Source organism: Paenibacillus sp. M2, from assembly GCF_046713495.1.
Lineage (GTDB): Bacteria > Bacillota > Bacilli > Paenibacillales > Paenibacillaceae > Paenibacillus > Paenibacillus amylolyticus_B.
Map to the genome: position 1 here is coordinate 780,903 of NZ_CP169648.1, position 18,496 is coordinate 799,398.

Annotated in this window: 16 protein-coding genes; 8 read left to right on the forward strand and 8 right to left on the reverse strand. The window is 48.1% G+C overall.

The window, feature by feature from the left end; all coding sequences use genetic code 11:
• Positions 1–55: 55 nt before the first annotated feature.
• Together ACETMN_RS03765 and ACETMN_RS03770 are read right to left on the reverse strand one after the other, a co-directional pair.
• Positions 56–1,375, reverse strand: a complete 1,320-nt coding sequence (locus ACETMN_RS03765; protein ID WP_091018705.1) for a glutamate-1-semialdehyde 2,1-aminomutase — start codon at positions 1,373–1,375, stop codon at positions 56–58.
• A 131-nt stretch (positions 1,376–1,506) separates the two neighbouring features.
• On the reverse strand, positions 1,507–2,550 hold the full coding sequence (locus ACETMN_RS03770; RefSeq protein ID WP_091018703.1) for an LCP family protein: 1,044 nt from the start codon (positions 2,548–2,550) through the stop codon (positions 1,507–1,509).
• 213 nt (positions 2,551–2,763) lie between these two features.
• Here ACETMN_RS03770 and ACETMN_RS03775 point away from each other — a divergent pair, with 213 nt between their 5' ends.
• The 4 genes from ACETMN_RS03775 to bcp are packed head-to-tail and all read left to right on the forward strand — an operon-like array spanning position 2,764 to position 5,907.
• Positions 2,764–3,810, forward strand: coding sequence for an ATP-binding cassette domain-containing protein (locus ACETMN_RS03775; RefSeq protein ID WP_036614079.1), 1,047 nt, complete (start codon positions 2,764–2,766; stop codon positions 3,808–3,810).
• A 1-nt stretch (position 3,811) separates the two neighbouring features.
• Positions 3,812–4,606, forward strand: coding sequence for an ABC transporter permease (locus ACETMN_RS03780; RefSeq protein WP_091018701.1), 795 nt, complete (start codon positions 3,812–3,814; stop codon positions 4,604–4,606).
• A 5-nt stretch (positions 4,607–4,611) separates the two neighbouring features.
• Entirely contained in the window at positions 4,612–5,397 is a 786-nt protein-coding gene (locus ACETMN_RS03785) for an ABC transporter permease (RefSeq protein ID WP_091018699.1), read from the forward strand.
• 45 nt (positions 5,398–5,442) lie between these two features.
• The gene (gene bcp, locus ACETMN_RS03790; RefSeq protein ID WP_091018697.1) at positions 5,443–5,907 is read left to right on the forward strand and encodes a thioredoxin-dependent thiol peroxidase; all 465 of its coding nucleotides are present in this window, start codon (positions 5,443–5,445) and stop codon (positions 5,905–5,907) included.
• 126 nt (positions 5,908–6,033) lie between these two features.
• Here the strand turns inward: bcp and ACETMN_RS03795 are convergent, their stop codons facing one another.
• From ACETMN_RS03795 to ACETMN_RS03820, 6 genes are all read right to left on the reverse strand, one after another.
• Positions 6,034–7,134 carry a GerAB/ArcD/ProY family transporter gene (locus tag ACETMN_RS03795; RefSeq protein ID WP_411735784.1) on the reverse strand — a complete coding sequence of 367 codons (1,101 nt, stop codon included), beginning with the start codon at positions 7,132–7,134 and terminating at the stop codon, positions 6,034–6,036.
• Positions 7,135–7,190: 56 nt separating this feature from the next.
• Positions 7,191–8,315 (reverse strand): endospore germination permease, encoded by a 1,125-nt coding sequence (locus ACETMN_RS03800; protein WP_091018694.1) that lies wholly within the window; start codon positions 8,313–8,315, stop codon positions 7,191–7,193.
• A gap of 20 nt (positions 8,316–8,335) precedes the next feature.
• Positions 8,336–8,572, reverse strand: coding sequence for a hypothetical protein (locus ACETMN_RS03805; RefSeq protein ID WP_091018692.1), 237 nt, complete (start codon positions 8,570–8,572; stop codon positions 8,336–8,338).
• A gap of 6 nt (positions 8,573–8,578) precedes the next feature.
• Positions 8,579–9,781 carry a Ger(x)C family spore germination protein gene (locus ACETMN_RS03810; RefSeq protein ID WP_091018690.1) on the reverse strand — a complete coding sequence of 401 codons (1,203 nt, stop codon included), beginning with the start codon at positions 9,779–9,781 and terminating at the stop codon, positions 8,579–8,581.
• Between the two features lie 24 nt (positions 9,782–9,805).
• Positions 9,806–11,320, reverse strand: a complete 1,515-nt coding sequence (locus tag ACETMN_RS03815; RefSeq protein ID WP_411735785.1) for a spore germination protein — start codon at positions 11,318–11,320, stop codon at positions 9,806–9,808.
• 175 nt (positions 11,321–11,495) lie between these two features.
• Entirely contained in the window at positions 11,496–12,143 is a 648-nt protein-coding gene (locus ACETMN_RS03820; protein ID WP_017690726.1) for a DedA family protein, read from the reverse strand.
• A 241-nt stretch (positions 12,144–12,384) separates the two neighbouring features.
• Between ACETMN_RS03820 and ACETMN_RS03825 the strand changes: the two genes are divergently transcribed.
• The 4 genes from ACETMN_RS03825 to ACETMN_RS03840 all read left to right on the forward strand — a co-directional run bounded on the left by ACETMN_RS03825 (position 12,385) and on the right by ACETMN_RS03840 (position 18,391).
• A complete protein-coding gene (locus ACETMN_RS03825; protein ID WP_091018687.1) occupies positions 12,385–13,686 on the forward strand; it encodes a polysaccharide deacetylase in 1,302 nt (433 codons plus the stop codon).
• 118 nt (positions 13,687–13,804) lie between these two features.
• Positions 13,805–14,779 (forward strand): MoxR family ATPase, encoded by a 975-nt coding sequence (locus ACETMN_RS03830; protein WP_341072394.1) that lies wholly within the window; start codon positions 13,805–13,807, stop codon positions 14,777–14,779.
• The gene (locus ACETMN_RS03835) at positions 14,776–16,041 is read left to right on the forward strand and encodes a DUF58 domain-containing protein (RefSeq protein WP_411735786.1); all 1,266 of its coding nucleotides are present in this window, start codon (positions 14,776–14,778) and stop codon (positions 16,039–16,041) included. The genes ACETMN_RS03830 and ACETMN_RS03835 overlap by 4 nt, the downstream gene beginning before the upstream one ends.
• Entirely contained in the window at positions 16,028–18,391 is a 2,364-nt protein-coding gene (locus ACETMN_RS03840; protein ID WP_091018681.1) for a DUF4129 domain-containing transglutaminase family protein, read from the forward strand. The genes ACETMN_RS03835 and ACETMN_RS03840 overlap by 14 nt, the downstream gene beginning before the upstream one ends.
• Positions 18,392–18,496 lie beyond the last annotated feature (105 nt).

The following is an 18,496-nucleotide window of genomic DNA, read 5'->3' on the forward strand; positions in this document are numbered from 1 at the left end:
TTATCCATCTACAATACAAGCTTGTACGCTGTATTGTAGATGGAAATGATTCCATTTATTCCTGAGCCATCGCTTTGAAGGAAGCTTCTGCGGCTTCCAATGTAGCCTGAACATCCTCGTCTGTATGAGCCGTGGTCAGGAACCAGGCCTCATATTTGGATGGAGCCAGGTTAATGCCACGGTCCAGCATGTGACGGAAGAAGGAAGCGAACAGCTCTCCGTCCGTGTCTTGGGCATGATCATAATTCGTAACCGGATGGTCACAGAAATGGGTGGAGAACGCACCGCGGATTCGGTTGATCGTCAGTGCAATCCCATGACGGTCAGCAGAAGCTTGCAGACCCGCTGTCAGGTCGATAGCAAGACGTTCCATCTCTTCATATACACCCGCGCCTTGCAGGACCTCCAGACACGCGATACCAGCCGAGATGGATGCAGGGTTACCAGCCATCGTTCCCGCCTGATAAGCAGGGCCGAGCGGAGCAACCTGCTCCATAACGTGTTTGCGTCCGCCGTAAGCACCGATTGGCAGGCCACCACCAATAATTTTACCAAGAGCCGTCAGATCCGGTTCAATCTCTGCATGGTTATCGAGTCCGGCATACGTCTGAGTAGAACCGTAATGGAAACGGAAAGCCGTAATGACCTCGTCATAGATAACCAGTGAGCCGTTAGCCCGTGTCATGGCACAGAGGCCTTCCAGGAAGCCAGGTTCCGGCATAACCATACCAAAGTTACCAACGATCGGTTCAACCATGACCGCGGCAACATCATCACCCCAGCGCTCCAAAGCATCCTTCAGGGCTTCCAGATCATTGTAGGGCACAGTAATGACTTCTTGTGCAATACTGGCTGGAACTCCCGCGCTGTCAGGAATTCCGAGCGTGGACGGGCCTGAACCGGCAGCGACAAGCACCAGATCGGAGTGACCATGGTAACATCCGGCGAATTTTACGATCTTGTTGCGTTTGGTGTAGGCACGAGCGACCCGAATCGTAGTCATGACCGCCTCCGTACCGGAGTTTACAAAACGCACTTTATCCATGGAAGGAATGGCTTCCTTCAGCATTTTGGCAAGTTTGATCTCAAGCTCTGTCGGGGTACCGTACAGCACGCCATTAGCTGCTGCTTCCGTAATGGCCTGCGTAATATGCGGGTGGGCATGTCCTGTAACAATCGGACCGTAAGCGGCCAGATAATCAATATAACGGTTGTCATCGACATCCCAGAAGTGGGCGCCTTGGGCTTTTTTCATAAATACAGGTGCACCGCCACCAACGGCTTTGAACGAGCGTGAAGGGCTGTTAACACCTCCTACAATATGCTCAAGTGCTTCTGCGTATAGAAGTTCGGAACGGGAACGTGATGGTTTCATAAGATAACTTCCTTTCGTAATTCAAAATATGATAAATTAACAAGCCACAGAAAGATATGATGATTTTCTCATAATAGTATAGCCGGGCACAACGAGAGGGCAGCGTAATGGCTGCCCTCTGCATGTTTAGGTTACTGAGCCGGTTGTTCTGACTTTTGATCGTCACCACTGGCTGTTTTATCTTCGGTACTGGTCGTACTATCATCCGTTGTAGCAGGCGGGTGAATAATATCCTGAATATGCTGCTTCAATTTCTCTTCATTGGTAACCGTCAATACTTGCGCACCGCCTGCTGTACGTTCTTCTTTCAGCAGGTTCATTGGCGGAATCTGCTCACTGCCGTTCATGCTGCTCTGGTAACCGAGGCCACCCAGCTTCCACATATCGGAGAGTGTCAGATTTGTATCCACATAAGGATTAACCTGTTCCAGTATGGAAGGCAGTTTGGCAATGGTAGTTGTTGACTGCATTTTCGCTGTTACAGCTTTCAGCAATTCACGCTGACGCTCGGACCGAGCGAAATCAGACATTGCATCATGACGGAAACGAACGTACATGAGCGCTGTCTCGCCATCCAGATGCTGATATCCTTTTTTGAGATCAATATCGTATTCGTTATTGTCTGCTTTACTTGTATAGTGCATGTCTTTCTCCACATCAAAATCAACACCGCCAACGGCATCCACCAATTTGATGAATCCCTGGAAATCCGTATACACATAATACTGTACAGGAATGCCGAGCAGGTCGCCGGCAGCTTGCATCGCTGCATTAGGACCATGGGTGATGGCAGTGTTGATCCGTTCCTTGCCATATCCGTCAATATTGACGTAAGTGTCGCGCAGAATGGAGAACAGATTGATTTTTTTGGTAAGTGGGTCGAGCGATACAACCATCATGCTGTCGGAGCGGGGAACTTCACCTTTTTTCAATCCGCGCGCATCGACACCCATAACGAGAATATTTACCGTTTCTGTACCTTCCCATTTGGGTGGGTCAGGAGTATTTACTTTCTCCACATTCTCGATACCTGCGAATGGTGATTCGTCACCGTCTTTTGCCAAACCGTCCAACTGATTGAGAATAGAACCGAAATAATATGCCGCTGCTCCTCCAATAATCAACACGAAGGCGGCAAGAGAAATCCATATGGTTCTCTTCGTCTTTCTGGTCATGCTAGCTCTCCTTTGTATTTGAGATGAAATAAAAAAACGAGTTCGAGTATTCAAGTAAGATCTAGTCGGAGCTTTCCGTACACGTCTTTTCCCAACATAAGGGGAGGAACGCGGCTCCAGACTATTTTAAAGCTTGCTGAATTTTGACTGATACCATTATAATTTCTTTTTGGGCTACAAGCAATTTCAACAAAATCCAAGTGAGGTATAATCATGCTGGCGATTGATGTCAAAGATTTGCGCAAGTCGTTTAGCGTCCAGAAAAGCCGAGGTGGGCTGAAGGGCGCGTTCCAGGACCTGTTTGCACGTCAATACCAAGAGGTATTGGCTGTAAATGATATTTCATTTCAGATTCCGCAAGGCGAAATATGCGGATATATTGGGGAGAACGGTGCCGGTAAATCAACAACAATCAAGATGTTGACCGGCATTTTGGTGCCTACTTCAGGGCAAATATCGGTTGGTGGCTATGTTCCGTATCAGGAACGGGAGAAGTTTGTACAGAATATTGGTGTTGTTTTTGGTCAGCGCAGTCAATTGTGGTGGGATATTGGCGTTATCGAATCCTTCCATTTATTGCGCAAAGTATATCGTGTCGGAGAGGTCGATTTCCGTAAACGGCTGGATGAACTGGTTGAGCGATTACAGCTTCAGGATCTGCTAAGTCGTCCGGTACGGAAGCTCAGTCTTGGTCAGCGTATGCGCTGTGAGTTAGTTGCAGCATTATTGCATAACCCAAGTATTGTTTTTCTGGACGAGCCAACCATTGGTTTGGATATTGTGGTGAAGTCGGAAATTCGGGATTTCTTGAAAGACATGAACAAGGAGCATGGAACGACCATTCTGCTCACAACCCATGATTTGCAGGACATTGAGGCACTGTGTTCCCGGGTCATCATGCTTGATGCAGGCAACATCATTTATGATGGAGGTCTGGATCATCTCAAGTCCCAGTGGGGTAAGGAGCGGGAGATCCGCTTCAAGTTTGGTTCAGCTCACAACATCAGTCAGATGCAGGAATGGACTGCTGCGTTGCCTGTACGTTGGACGGTTGAGAATGAACTGTCCGCATCCGTGTGGATTCCGCTGGAACTGAACGTTTCGGATGTACTCGGACGTGTCGTTGGACAAGCGGATATTACCGATATTCAGATTATCGAGATCAACACGGATGAGATTGTGCGCAGTATTTACCAATCCGGTTCCGCCGAGCGTCCCGAGATTGTGGGAGCAGGGAAAGAAGCGGTGGGTGTATCCTGAGATGAATAGTGCATTTATTGATTTTATGCGCATCCGTTTTCTAACGATGCTGGCATACCGGGTGAATTATTACTCCGGCATTTTGATATATACGCTGAATATCGGCGTGTATTACTTTACCTGGCAAGCCATTTACGGTAGCAGTGGTGAACTCGGCGGCTTCACGGCAGCGCAGATGACCACTTACATCGCTGTATCCTGGATGGCACGTGCGTTTTACTTTAACAACCTGGACCGGGAGATTGCCGCAGATATACGGGATGGCTCCATTGCGATTCAATTCATCAGGCCGATCAATTACGTTATGGTCAAAATGATGCAAGGGCTTGGGGAAGGTATTTTCCGCTTCCTGCTGCTCATGATTCCGGGGATGTTCATCGCCATTTTGCTGTTCCCGGTTGAATTGCCTACGGCGCCATCGGCGTGGATTGGCTTTCTCGTCATGCTGTTCTTCAGTTTCCTCATTAATTCCCAGATTAATGTGATCACGGGACTAGCGGCATTTTTTGTGGAAAACAATGAAGGCATGATGCGTATGAAACGCGTCGTGGTTGATTTGTTCTCTGGTCTAATCATCCCGATCAGCCTGTATCCAGGCTGGATGTCCGCGGTGATGAAAGTATTGCCTTTTCAGGCCATTACGTATCTGCCCGGTTCCGTCTTCACTGGAAGAGTGGAAGGTACCGCCATCTGGAGTGTACTCGGTATTCAGGTGTTCTGGTTTGCCGTACTGCTGCTTCCGATGGTATTGATCTGGCGTAAGGCGCGCAAGCGTCTGTTCGTGCAAGGGGGATAACAGATATGTACTATATGGGTCTGATCTGGGAATATTTGAAAAATTACATGAAAACACGACTCACGTACCGTGCTGATTTCTGGGTGGAGATCCTATCGGATCTGCTGTTCCAGGCAACCAACCTGATCTTTATCTTTGTGGTCTTCCGTCATACGGATAACCTGGGCGGCTGGAGTGAGAGTGAAGTGCTCTTTGTTTATGGATATTTTATGGTGCCCTATGGCATTTTTAGTTGTTTTATCAATCTGTGGGGATTCAGTGAGCGGTACATCGTCAAAGGTGAGATGGATCGTATCCTGACACGCCCCGCACATAATTTGTTCCAGATCTTGCTTGAAAATGTAGATCCGCCTGCACTGGTGGGCTCGTTTATCGGCTTGATCATCATGATCTTTAGCGGAGCAGAGATGGGCCTGGTGCTGGAGTGGTGGCATATCCCTGCCTTAATTATATTGGCACTCAGCTCAGTCATGATCTATGCCGGCATCTATACTACGTTGACTTCACTATCCTTTTATTCGGACGCGCCAACAGGTATCCTGCCATTGATGTATAACATCCAAGGGTATGGGCGTTATCCGGTAACGATCTACAACCGTGCCATTCAGGTGCTGTTAACCTGGATCATTCCGTTTGCCTTTGTGGGCATCTATCCCGCAGCCTTGTTCCTGGAAAGGTCCGAGATGCATCGCATGGCGCTGCTTACACCTGTGATGGGATTGGTGTTTGGCTCCATGGGCTTGCTTTTGTGGAATTTTGGCGTGAAGCGGTATCGCGGAGCAGGTTCATAATAACGCCCTATAGCAATTCATGGGGGAGATTAGGGAGGAACTGACATGACGTTAAAAGTAGGCGAATTGGCACCGAATTTTGAGCTTCCGTCTAGTACGGGAGAATCAGTAAAGCTTTCGGATTACCGCGGACAGCGGGTGCTGCTTTATTTTTATCCCAAAGATATGACCTCGTCCTGTACACAACAGGCTTGTGATTTCCGGGATCGACATGCTGAATTTGAAGGGCTGAACACGGTCATTCTCGGAATCAGCACCGATCCGATGAAACAGCATGACAAGTTTATCGCCAAATATGGACTGCCGTTTGCCTTGTTGTCGGATGAAGAGCACGTTGTAGCCGAGCAATACGGTGTATGGCAGCTGAAGAAAATGTATGGCAAGGAGTACATGGGTATGGTTCGCTCCACTTTTCTGATTGATGAAGAGGGGAAGTTGATCAAGGACTGGTCCAAAGTTCGGGTCAAAGGACATATCGAGGCTGTGCTTGAGGCTTTGAAGGCTATATAATACTGCTTTCACAGCATATATGTACCCTTAATATAAAGGCTGTGTTCATGGAAGTTGCCATGTACACAGCCTTTTGTATATCCTTTTATAATACAATTTGTTCGTCAGCTTCAGATGTTATCCGATTCATGAGGGGATGGGTTTACTCTTACGGGAACGAATGCGATAAACCAGTAAGAGGAACAGTGGGATGATGAAGCTGACAGTGATATCCCAGTCTACCCAAGCAGGCATGATCGTATCTGTATAGAAAATAACATTTGGAGCGATCAGCACGCCTAGGGCGAATAATAACAAGGACGAAGGCAAAATGAGAGGCTTATATGTCTTTAACCGAAATAATTGTGCTGTTCCCAACACAAAGGCGAATAGATATAACAGACTTTTGAAATAGGTAGAAATTAACCAGGCGATAGCCATGAAGGCCTCAATTCGTTCAAAGAAATTACCTATATTAATTTTCTGTGAAAGGGCGTATGAGATATAGATGCTGTGCTGCGTAAGTGTGTGTCCCATCACCATAAGTGACAGAAGCAGTAACAGGCTTAACAGTACTCCCCCAAAGAGGGTAGCCAGTAGAAAATCCCTTTTGAAATGAAATCCTGTTTGTACATACGGAAGAAACACAGAGAGAATGATAAGTTCGCCAAAGGAAGTGAACGCTGCGCGTATGCTAGACTCTACAAGATGTATCCAGGGCGTACTGAAATACGGCTGCAGATTTGCACTTTTGGCTTGAGGCAGGAGCCCCAAAAAGAGAAAAAGAATAAACACCACAACGATGGGAGTTAATAGTTCTGCGCTCAGCCCCATCGTACGAAAACCATGGATAAGTCCCCAAGCCAGGGAACAAATGATCATCAGAATAATGACCCGAATGGGAGTTTTCAGATATATTTGCGTCGTCATGAAGTCACCGACTTCACGGACACATATGGCTGCACCTATGGCGAAATAAAATAGATAGGCAACTGATAATATGGAACCTACCCAGGTCCCAAGTAATTGGTTACAGATTTCAAAAAGAGACAACTGGGGATGTGTTCGATGTAGCTTGTACAGGACCCACATGATGCCAACACCGATCGGCAGACCAATCAGAGAACAGAACCAGGCGTCCTGCTTGCCTACTGCGGTAACGAGGGAGGGGTAGATCAGGATCATATCTCCAACCATAACCAGAAAGGTGAGCAAGGTGAACTGTCGAATCGTAAGTTTTTCGTTCATCAACATTTCCTTTCGCTCCTTCCCATGAGGGATAATTTTCCTCAATTCCCTACGAATTATCCTTCAGTAGTTGGCTGAGGTTGTGAACGGGATGTTCTGCGGGATTTCACTAACGCTATGAGAACCAGCATACCCGGAAGAATGATACCTAGCGTGGTGTCCCAATCCACCCAGTACGGAACGATGGTGATGATAATAAATGTCAGGCTGGGCGCAACGAGATTGGCCATTCCATAAACGAGAAGTGTTGATGGTAGAATGAGCATTTTAAATTCCTTTAGTTTGAAGAGTTCTGCGCATCCGACAATAAAAGCGTATAAATAGATCATCGCTTTGAAATAGGTAGAAATGAGCCATGAGCAAGCCATGATAACCTCGATTCGTTCGAAGAAACCGCCGATACTAATCTTTTGAGACAAAATAAACGAAGCATATATATTGTGTTGGGTTAGAAAGGGGCCGAGTACGAGCATGGATATGCTAACAAGAATGGCAAGGATCAAATTACCGAAACCTGCTGTGATAACGATGTCACGCATACGATGGCGACTGTTTGCGACATGGGGAAGAATCATCAAAATGGGAATGGTTTCTCCGACAGGATATATGATACTCACAAGGATTCCTTGCGATATGGAGACAACACCAGTATCCGATATGGGCTCCAGTTTACTGGTACTAACCTGTGGCAAAAGACAGAAGGCGAGTATCACGATAAACAGTATAACGAGGGGCATGAGCAGTTCACTTGTTCTCGCGATGGTCTCCAAGCCGTGATATACCCCCCATCCGATGGCAATCACAAAAATAAGAATGATGACACGAATAGGGGTGTATTGAAATATTTGGGACGTCATGAAATCACCGACTTCCCGGGTATGTGTGGATGTGCCAATCATGAAGAAGAACAAGTAAAAGCACGACAAAAAGGTGCCTGGCCAAAACCCCAGAATATCTCGGGAGATCTGCACCAGGTTTTTCCCTGGATGCATCGTGCCCAATTTCAATATCAACGCCATGAGAGCCATTCCGAGCGGAACGCCAATAAGAGCACATATCCACGCATCTTGTTTGGCATAGGACGTGATGACGGAAGGATAGATCAGCATCATATCACCTACCACTAACATAAATGTAAGGGTGGACAATTGTCTTGTACCGATCCGTCCCTTTTCGAGCATGATATACCCTCCCTCTTCACCTAAGTTCCAGTCAAGCGTGCTAATAAATGGTTCACGGGATCATAGATCCACATAATGATATACAGGGGACTGGGGAACTCCCACAAATTAGATGCAATAACACCGAAGAATGTAGCTGTGAGAAGCATTGCACTGTATACAGCCGTTTCTCTCCACTCCTTCCGGCGAATGAGGCCAGGCAGATCAACCCAGCCAATAATTACTGCTACGAAGATAACCGCCAATGTAAGCAACATGCTTCCTCACTCCTTCAGTTCATCTTTGAATGAATCATCCAGTGTACCGACACGTTTAATCTGCACATTGGCTTTGTACTTGATATCCAGTTCTTCGAAATATTTATCCCAGTCATTCTCTATCTTCTTGAAGAACTTGGGATCTGCATGGTACACTTCCTGTCCAAAACCAAATATATCGACATGAAACTTACGTCTTACTGAATGCACAGATTCCTGCATCAGTTCAATTAACCGTTCTTCACTATCGGATTCCAGCTCTTTGAGAACTTTCATTGAACCGATCCGTATTCCACATTCAACTGCGCCTATGGAGGAGACATTCTTGATATCAATGTTGATGACAGGTTTGCCATTTACGATTTTGGCTTTTCTCTTCGTTGTGGTGCGGAGTGTCTTAAATGTCACGTTGCCCTTCTTGCGACAAGGCATGTGGCTGACAGTAGATTCTACATTATCACGAATGTAATTGTAGCCTTTGGATTCATCCGCTGTTAACCAGCCAATCAGCTTGTCTTTCCGGAATACACTTAGCCCCGTTGTATTAAGGCGGGCTGGTGACCGGATGGTGGCTATATTCTCTTTATTACCACTTTGTTCTTGGTTACCGAGGATTTCTACACCCGTAATGACAGGCTGGATGCCGGGAGATATCATGAAATCCATTAATTCATCCCCGGTTACCGTGGTAGTAGGGGACCAGGTCTTGGCGGATACATCCAAGGAATTAAACAACTTTTCCGCAGGAATATTTTCTAAAGGTGTAAGCACATCAAGGACATGGGAGGCCGTTGTATTCTTTGCTACCATAACGTAATAATCAGGTCGAGCCGTAGGTTCACGCATTAGCGCTTCGATAACGTCGTATATTCCATCTTTTCGCGCATATTCCTCGCCAAATACCAGTACGCGGATATGCGCCATGAATATGCGGCGTGGACTGGTCTCCGTTAATTTCTGAATCGCTTCGAACAAAGTGGCAGCAGATGCTTGATACTGCGTAACCGGGGTGCCTTTGCCTCCTCCTGCCTTGGAAGATACCTCATTTGGAACAACGACCTGAGCACTCACTTTGATCATATCGCCATCTTTGTCCACACCGAGACCCAGCATAATGCCAAGTTCATTCAGTTCCTGGCGATCCCAGCATCCGGTAAGGAGAGGAAGCAGAAGGGCAAAGGATAAAATTAAGCGTAAGCATCTGTTCATGGATGTGCACTCCTTACCGAATTTCTACCGCTTCGTTTTTTTGGTGGACTGTCTGACTTCATTGGTTGCATGAGTAGAGAGTGGGCGAGTTTTCATATGGGACCAAGGCACACGAAAGATCGTGTCTTTAAGATCTTTCTGAATAAAAGGTGCAAATGGAGACATGTAGGACACCCCGAAAGAACGCAAGCTGCAGAGGTGAGTTACGGTAATTAACAGCACGATCAGGATGCCATAGAAACCAAATGCTGCCGCAAGTATCATCAATACAAATCGCAGAATACGTACAGAGATGGACAGTCCGTTTTCCGGAATAACATAACTGGAGATCGCAGTGATGGATACGATGATGACCATCGCAGCGGATACAACCCCAGCATCTACCGCTGCCTGACCAATGACAAGCGTACCGACAATGGATACGGCTTGACCCACCGTCTTGGGAATCCGTATGCCTGCTTCCCGCAAAATCTCATAGGTTAGCTCCATAAGTAAGGCTTCAATAAAGGCGGGGAAAGGTACGCCTTCTCGCTGTGCTGCCAGACTGATGAGAAGATTGGTAGGCAACATCTCCTGATGGAACGTGGTAATGGCAATATAAAAGGATGGGGCAAGCAGGGCAATAAAAAAGGCTAGATATCGGATCATTCGAATCAGCGTACTGATATCGGCTCGTTGATAATAGTCTTCTGGAGACTGAAAGAAATGAACAAACAAGGCAGGAACGAGCAATACAAAAGGTGTCCCGTCCACAATGATTGCAACACGCCCTTCAAGCAAAGCGGCAGACACGGTATCAGGTCTTTCACTGTTGTAAACCGTGGGAAAGATCGTCCCCGTCTTGTCTTGTACCAGTTCCTCGATATAACCACTCTCAAGGATGCTATCGATATCGATTTCATCGAGTCTTCGACGCAGTTCTTTTACAATTTCCTGATCCACGATATGCTCCAGATAGAGCACTGCAACCCGGGTCTTGGTGACCCTGCCGATTTCTCTTTCTTCAATCCAGAGATGAGGATTACGGATTCGTTTGCGAATTAATGAGGTATTGGTCCGCAGGTTTTCGTTGAATCCCTCCATTGGTCCGCGAACGACGGTTTGGGAGACAGGTTCTCCAACGGATCGATCTTCCCAGCCTGCTGCGCCAATCTTTAATCCACGTACAGATCCTTCAAGTAGTAGGATAGCCGATCCCGAAAGAAGTGCATTCATTACCTCCTCCATATCGTCCACCAGCAATACATCACTGGCGATCAGAATATCATTCTGAAGGTAGCTGAGATGTTCATCGTCTGCGGAGAATTCAGGGAGATCACACTTTTGCAACAACGATTCCATGATGGAGTGATTCAGAATGTTCACATCCACCAATCCATCGATGTACAACATGACGGCAGGCCATTTGTGCAAACATTGCAGAGGTCGGATCATCAAGTCGTTGCTGTTCCCCATCACTTGTTTGCAATATTGGGTATTGTCATTCAGATTCGGAGAGATCTTCTTCTGGTCCTGATGGTTCTGCACCGATGCACTCATGCCTTCGCCTCCCTATATACCCTATATTTGCAAGTTAGTATGACCGGGATGAATTCGGATTATCACAAAAAAATAAAAGAATGATTCGTTCTTACACTGTTCGTATAAACGAAAAAAAAAAGGAGCTGCGAAAACTCGCAGCTCCTTACTTTTATAGGTGGACGTTTGTCCGAATTTACTTTTGTCTTTGTCGAACAGGGGCTGGCTTGGATACGGTGGATCTTGCTGTCCATGCTTTGCGGTAACGATAAAGCACGGCTACGATAAGCAATAGGCCGATTCCTCCCACGATATATGCTGCATATTGGTGAGCCAGATGGAATACGGCATTCCATTGGGGGCCGAATATTTTGCCAATACCCAGAAACAGCACGACCCAGAACAGTGCGCCTGAATAGGCATAGAGAGCGAATTTACGAAAGGGAACAGCAGCTATGCCCGCAAAGTATCCGGTGAAATGCCTTACACCCGGAATGAAATAACCGATGAAGATTAAGGCATTACCATACTTGGCGAACCACTTTTGCGTTTTATCGAGTTTGTCCTGCTTCAGCAGAAACCATTTTCCGTATCGTGTTATAAAGGGCAGTCCTGCTTTGGCTCCAATAAAATAAGTGATGGTCATGCCAATCGTTGTTCCCAGAAAAGCCAGTATGGTGAGGATTCCAAAGTCGAGATGCCCCTTGTAGGAGAGAAACCCTGCGTAAGCCATCGTTGTTTCACCAGGAAAGGGAAGTGCGATGAATTCAAGCAACAAGCCAAAAAACAATACGCTGTATCCGTAGGACCCAAACAGATGTTGGATCTTCTCAAGCAATTCCAATAGATTTCACTCTCCTGAATACGGGGTGGGAGCATGAATACTCTCCAAGGTGTTTTAATGTGTTCTGCCTGTCCATTATGCTACCTAATCTGAAGCGAAGAATCAATCAGGCTAGATAGCAAATTGTGAAAAAATATTAAACAAAATCACGTCTTTTTTCAATGTAGCCTCCATATAATTCTAACAAATCTGCTGAAGTCTATCAGCAAATTCACTAGAGACGGTGGAGGGCGATTCGTAAATGGTACAGAGACCGGAATTCACAATCAAGGAATTAGGGGGAAACTCTGCAACAACCATACATACGTTTTTATCTGGACAATGGTATGTCATTCTCGTGCGAATTACGATATTGTTATGTGCATTTGCTGTATATGCAGGCACGGCTTATGCATCTTCTGCTTCCGGCTCAGGTGATCCAATCCCGGAAGATAAGAATACTCAAGACAAGGTAGTCTATCTGAGTTTTGACGATGGACCGGGTAACCATACCCGTGAAGTATTGGATATTTTGCGTAAGGAGAAGGTGTTGGCTACATTTTTTGTGCTGGGTGAGCAGGCAGAGCGTTATCCCGAGTTAATCCGGGGGCTAGTGGAGGATGGACATGCTTTGGGCAATCATACGTTTAATCATCAATACGAACAATTGTACAGTGATTTTAAAGTGTTCTGGAAACAGATCAAGCAGACAGAGGAAGTGCTGGAGCGTATAACCGGTTTCCGTCCGAATCTGGTGCGGGCACCAGGCGGTACCTACGGGCATTTTGACCAGAGTTATTTTGATTTGCTCCAACTGGGTGGATACACCGTCATGGATTGGAACGTCGACAGTGGGGATTCCAAGCGTAAAGGTGTTCCGGCCAAAGAGATCCTCAGCAATTCGACCAAAGTACCTGCGGGAGCACGTTCGGTCATTGTACTGATGCATGACGGTGGTGCACATGCTGAAACGGTAAAAGCACTTCCGGGTATTATCAAATATTATCGTGATCATGGATATCGTTTTGACACCATAAAGAGTACAGATCAACCAGTTCAATTCCGTGTACATCCAGATGGTAAGTATAAGGCCCGCAAGGCGCCGGGAAAGGCCTGGATCGCAGAGCATGTAGAAGCGAACGCGACGTTATGGCTTGCAAACAAGAAGCTGAAGGTAGAGGTGGGATTGGCTGCGGCTACCTTGCAACCGGGTGAGTTCCGCATGGAGGGTCAGCGAATCATGGTGCCTTTGCGTACTTTTATGAAAAAATTCGGGGGCAGCACTCGCTGGGACTCTGAAACAAGGACAGCCATAGCAGTATGGAAAGAAAGAACGATTCATGCAGACGGTGTGAGCGGAACACTGACAACAACAGGGGCAATTGAAACGGGGGCAGTACAGAGTCATGGTGGAACCATCTGGGTTCCATTACGTGAGTTACTGGAGCAGATGGGGTTGAGGGTGAATTCCTTAACCAGTAATGAAGCAGAGTGGACGGTAAAGGCGGGCGCTTCCAGATCCATTTCAGCAATGAATAACATATTTAAGTATAAAATGATCTGAAGAAAGTCATTCTTGCAGGACTATTCTCTCTACTTCCGGGCAACACTGAATCATAGATTACTATGGTTCAGGAATGCTGATGAACGGAAGGAGATCAGGAGAAATGTCTTATATCCGAATGGAACATGAACATGCTGTTGAATTGTTAAACAGGGTCATGAAGCGTGTTGAGAGTGTGATTATTGGCAAAAAAACAGAGATTCGTTATGTCCTTACTGCAATGCTCAGTGGAGGTCATGTACTTCTGGAAGATGTGCCGGGTACCGGGAAAACGATGCTGGTTCGTGCCGTTGCTTCTGCACTGGACTGCTCCATGGGCCGGATTCAATTCACGTCCGATGTCATGCCGGCAGATGTTACGGGCACTTCAATCTATCATCCACATACATCTGAATTCAAGTTTCGGCCTGGACCTGTCATGTCCAACGTTGTCCTGGCTGATGAAATAAATCGCGCTTCACCACGCACTCAGTCTGCCCTGCTGGAGGCAATGGAGGAACGGCGTATTACGGTTGATGGCACAACCTATGCCTTGCCACGTCCGTTCTTTCTGTTGGCGACACAGAATCCGTTACAGTTCGAGGGTACGTACCGTCTGCCTGAAGCGCAGCTGGATCGATTTATCATGAGAATTGGACTGGGGTATCCCGATCCGGAACAGGAATTGGAATTGTTAATCCGTATGCAAAGTAGAGAAGCGCTTGATGAACTTCGCCCTGTCCTGCTTGCTGAAGAGGTCGTAGCCATGCAGCGTGAAGTCAAACAGGTACATGTTGATCCCGTCGTCAAACAGTATCTGGTGGCCGTTGCTGTAGCCTCTCGCAGCCTTCCGGCGGTCAGACTGGGCATCAGTCCGCGTGGAACACTGGCCTGGATGGCTGCCGCGCAGTCATTTGCCTATCTTCAAGGACGCAGTTATGTCATTCCGGATGATGTGAAAGAGGTAGCTGTGCCTGTCCTTTCCCACCGTATTCAATTGAAGGCCCAGAACAGAGCGGAGGTTTGGGGACAAGTACAAGTGATTGAAGAAGCATTGTCATCGGTCCCGGTACCTGTACAAATGGCATCACAGGGAAGGGGACGGAGGCAATGACTGCGCTGGGACAACGGATTGTGAGTGCTGTCTTGGTGGTCGCTTTTGCTTCCTTGTATCAGTGGCATGGGGGCAAAGCGGCGTTGTTTCTATCCGTTATAGCTTTCTTGATGTTCACAGGAGGTCTGCTTCTCCATTGGTTCGGACCACGGCGTATTCACATCCGTCGGAAAATAAACGCGAACCGGATTGAGGCAGGCGAGCAGGTACGGGTTCTGGTCGAACTGGAATTCAATTGCCGTATTCCATTGTTATGGATCGTTCTGTGTGAGAACACACCTGCAGGTGTTCATCGCAAATTGATTTTCCCGGGCACACGGCGACAATTTTCCTATCAATATGAATGTTCCGGTTTACGCAGAGGGGTCTACAGATGGGATACGGGCAGATTGTACTGGGGTGATATGTTTGGCTGGAATACCCTCTCCGCAGAGACCGCAGGAGGTACACCCTTGATTGTTGTTCCTCAAGCAACGGCTTGGGGGAAGGGGGATTCGGTAGAATTCGCAGCGATGATCGAAGGGACTCTGTCGGAGCGAAGAAATAGCCAAGGTAACCGTAGCCCCGAGTTTCGTGAATATCAGCAGGGTGACCCACTGGGACGAGTTCATTGGAAAAGTACAGCCAAAACGGGAAAACTTCAGACCTTTCTGCCCGATACCACGGATCTTGCCTCACTGGGTATCCTTGTGTATGAGGGCGCGTCGGGGTATGACGTAAAACAACGGGAGAACATGGATGCACCTGCTTTTGAACGAGTGGTTCGTGCAGCAGCCAGCTGGATTCATACCGCTGAGCGGGATGACATTCCTTATCATCTGTGGATGGAAGGCGGAGATAAGAGCCATGGTGCACAAGATCAATGGCAACATGGGTCATTCCTTGCAGATGATGAGAATCATGGACTGGACAGACTAGCGGGGGCACGAATATCCAAAGCACAATCTGTGTCTGTTTCACTCCGAACGGAGATGTTGGATGGACTGGCGAGCGGTTCGCGAATTGTGGTTCTCACAGGTAAGATGGATCAGGTTCTGGCCGAATGGATCATAACTGCAATCGGGTCGAGTTATCGTGTAGAGGTGCAATTGACTGAAGCGAACCAGAGCGAATTAGGATTAACGGATAGATTGATGAATGGATTGGGATATGACAGCTTAAGTTTGGAACGGCTTCGTCACAGCGGGGTGCCGATCCACGCGGTTACAGACATTGCGTTATCTTCATTGGGAAAGGTGGAGGTAACGGATGTGGGAGCGTAATGGTAACCAGCAACCCAATTTCACTGTGGCCGACTTAGAGTCAACGGACCGTACGAGAATAGAATCGGCCCATTCCGTATATAAAGCTGTGAACCAGAATTCAGTGACGGACATAAAGGATGAGGGATATGTGAGCGTACCTGTCCTGTACAAAATTGTTATTTCGGCCATTTTACTAATACTGTCTCTGGAGTGGATATATCCTGTTACATCATCAGGTCAGCAGGGCAGTGAACGGTTCTTGTCCGTAATGGCGGGATTAACGGGAGCATTGTTGCTCGCGGGTTTAATTCGTACAGGATGGATCACCGGAGTGCTGATCCGATTATTCATTGCACTCGCTGCTTTATGCCTGATGTACGGAGGAAGTGATCCTGTCCGTTGGGCGATCGCTTATCCGGGGATATTTTCAGCGGATATGGACACTTTTATAAATAACTGGCGATTTCACTCGATTAGTACAGAAACGAGAGGTTTGTTCATGATGTGCGGCTGGAGCATGCTCATGGCTTCTGTGCAATCCCTTGTGTTGTTACGTCGAAGTGTTATGCTGTTTGGCAGTGCAACGCTGCTCTATTTGCTTTTGCTTGAATCTTTTGCGGGGCTGGATGTGTATGCTTCTGTAATGCGGTCTGTCCTATGGACTTTTCTTATACAGGCTCTGCTCCAGCTATTACGTCTCAATGCAGCAGTCACTACTCCGAGTTATCGCGGCAGCCCTTATGGCCGTTGGAGTGCAGTAACTATCGTTGCATCTGCAGGTATGGTGTTTTTATCAGCATTACCTGGCCAGTTTGCTTCCATTCCTCAACCGGAACGCATATCTCTGGAACAGATGGGTGAACGCATAGCTCGCTGGGCAGGTTATACACAGCACAGTAGTATCCCTGCTGCAACGGCAGTCACGGGATATAGCACAGCGGACGCGCCTATGGGAGCACCGTTGGTGCAGGGGAACTCCATCTTTTTTATAGCAAAGAGTCCAAAAGTGACGTATTGGCGAGGGGAGACCCGTTCATATTATAACGGTAGTACTTGGAGTGATCCGGGTCAAAGCTTCGAAACGGCAAGTCCATCCGGAATGCTGCGTGCTGATGGTTGGGAGAATCCAACCTATTGGAGTCGCATTCGCCAAACCGTTACGATGCAGCGAGAGTGGAAAGGACCAAATCCACTCTTTACCGGGGGCATACCGGTCAACGTATCGTTCCAGGACAAGAACAAGGATAATCAGGAAAACATGTTTTCCTTGCTGTCTAATCGAGATTCGGCAACATTGTGGCTCGCAGGCTCCGGAAACGATAAGATAGTTAAAAATTATTCGGCAGATGTCATGGTTCCTGTCGCAACACCTGAACAGTTACGTCTGCTTGAGGAAACGAATAAAGAGAAAGATCCGGCAGCCATTCGGAGGGACTATCTGCAATTGCCTACGTCACTCCCTGGTCGAGTGCAGACGCTCGCCAAGGAAGTTATTCAAGGCAGTGAGACCCGGTATGACGCTGTGCAGGCCGTCAAGACTTATCTGGCTGCTCATGCCGAGTATACGTTGGATACCCGTATGCCACCGCGAGGAACAGACTTTGTGGACGATTTTCTATTCGTCACCCGGCAGGGGTATTGCAATCATTTCTCCACAGCCATGATTGTGTTACTTCGTTCGGAAGGTATCCCCGCACGCTGGGTTAAAGGTTTTGGCTCCGGAGTTGCTGACCCGGATGTGCCCAGTCAGTATGTGATTTCACAGGGAGATGCACATTCTTGGGTAGAGGTGTATTTTCCGGGTGCAGGCTGGATGCCGTTTGAGGCCACGCCAGGCTTCACCATGGCGCAAGGCGCGGGCGAAGATGTCGCAGCGCTCGCCGGGCCGCAGCCTGTTGTGGAGAATCCGCCGTATATGATCGGCGGATTGGCTAACGCGGGCGCATGGCTGCTCGCCCGCGCACGGGCCATTGCCGCGGAGCCATGGCTCGCGGCAGCCCTTGTGGCAGCGGCCTTGCTGGGCGCCGCTGCTCTGGTCCGCATGCGGCGGCTACGCCCCGCGCTGCGGTTAGGGCTGCTGCTGGCGTGGCCGCGCAGCAGCTTTCCAGACCGCGAGCGGCTGCTGGGTGCCGCCGCTCCGGTCTGGTCCGCGCTCGCGCGCCGGTACGGCCCGCGGCCGCCGGATATGACGCTGCGTGAATATGCAGCGTCACCGGCTTTGGCCGCAGGCGCGGACGGCGCGGACATCGCGCGGTTTGCAGCCGACTGGGAACGGCTGCTGTACGGTCCAGACCGTCCGCTGCGCACGGACAGTCTGGACTTCCTGCGCCGGGCACTTCATCTGGCCCGGCGCTTACAGGCGTTGTAACACAAGGATGTTACAACGTTACACCAAAGCATACAATCGCTATCGATTTCCAATAAAGCTTGGCCGCTTGAGGGTAGCTTGTGGGCAGATGAAGATCGCCATTGC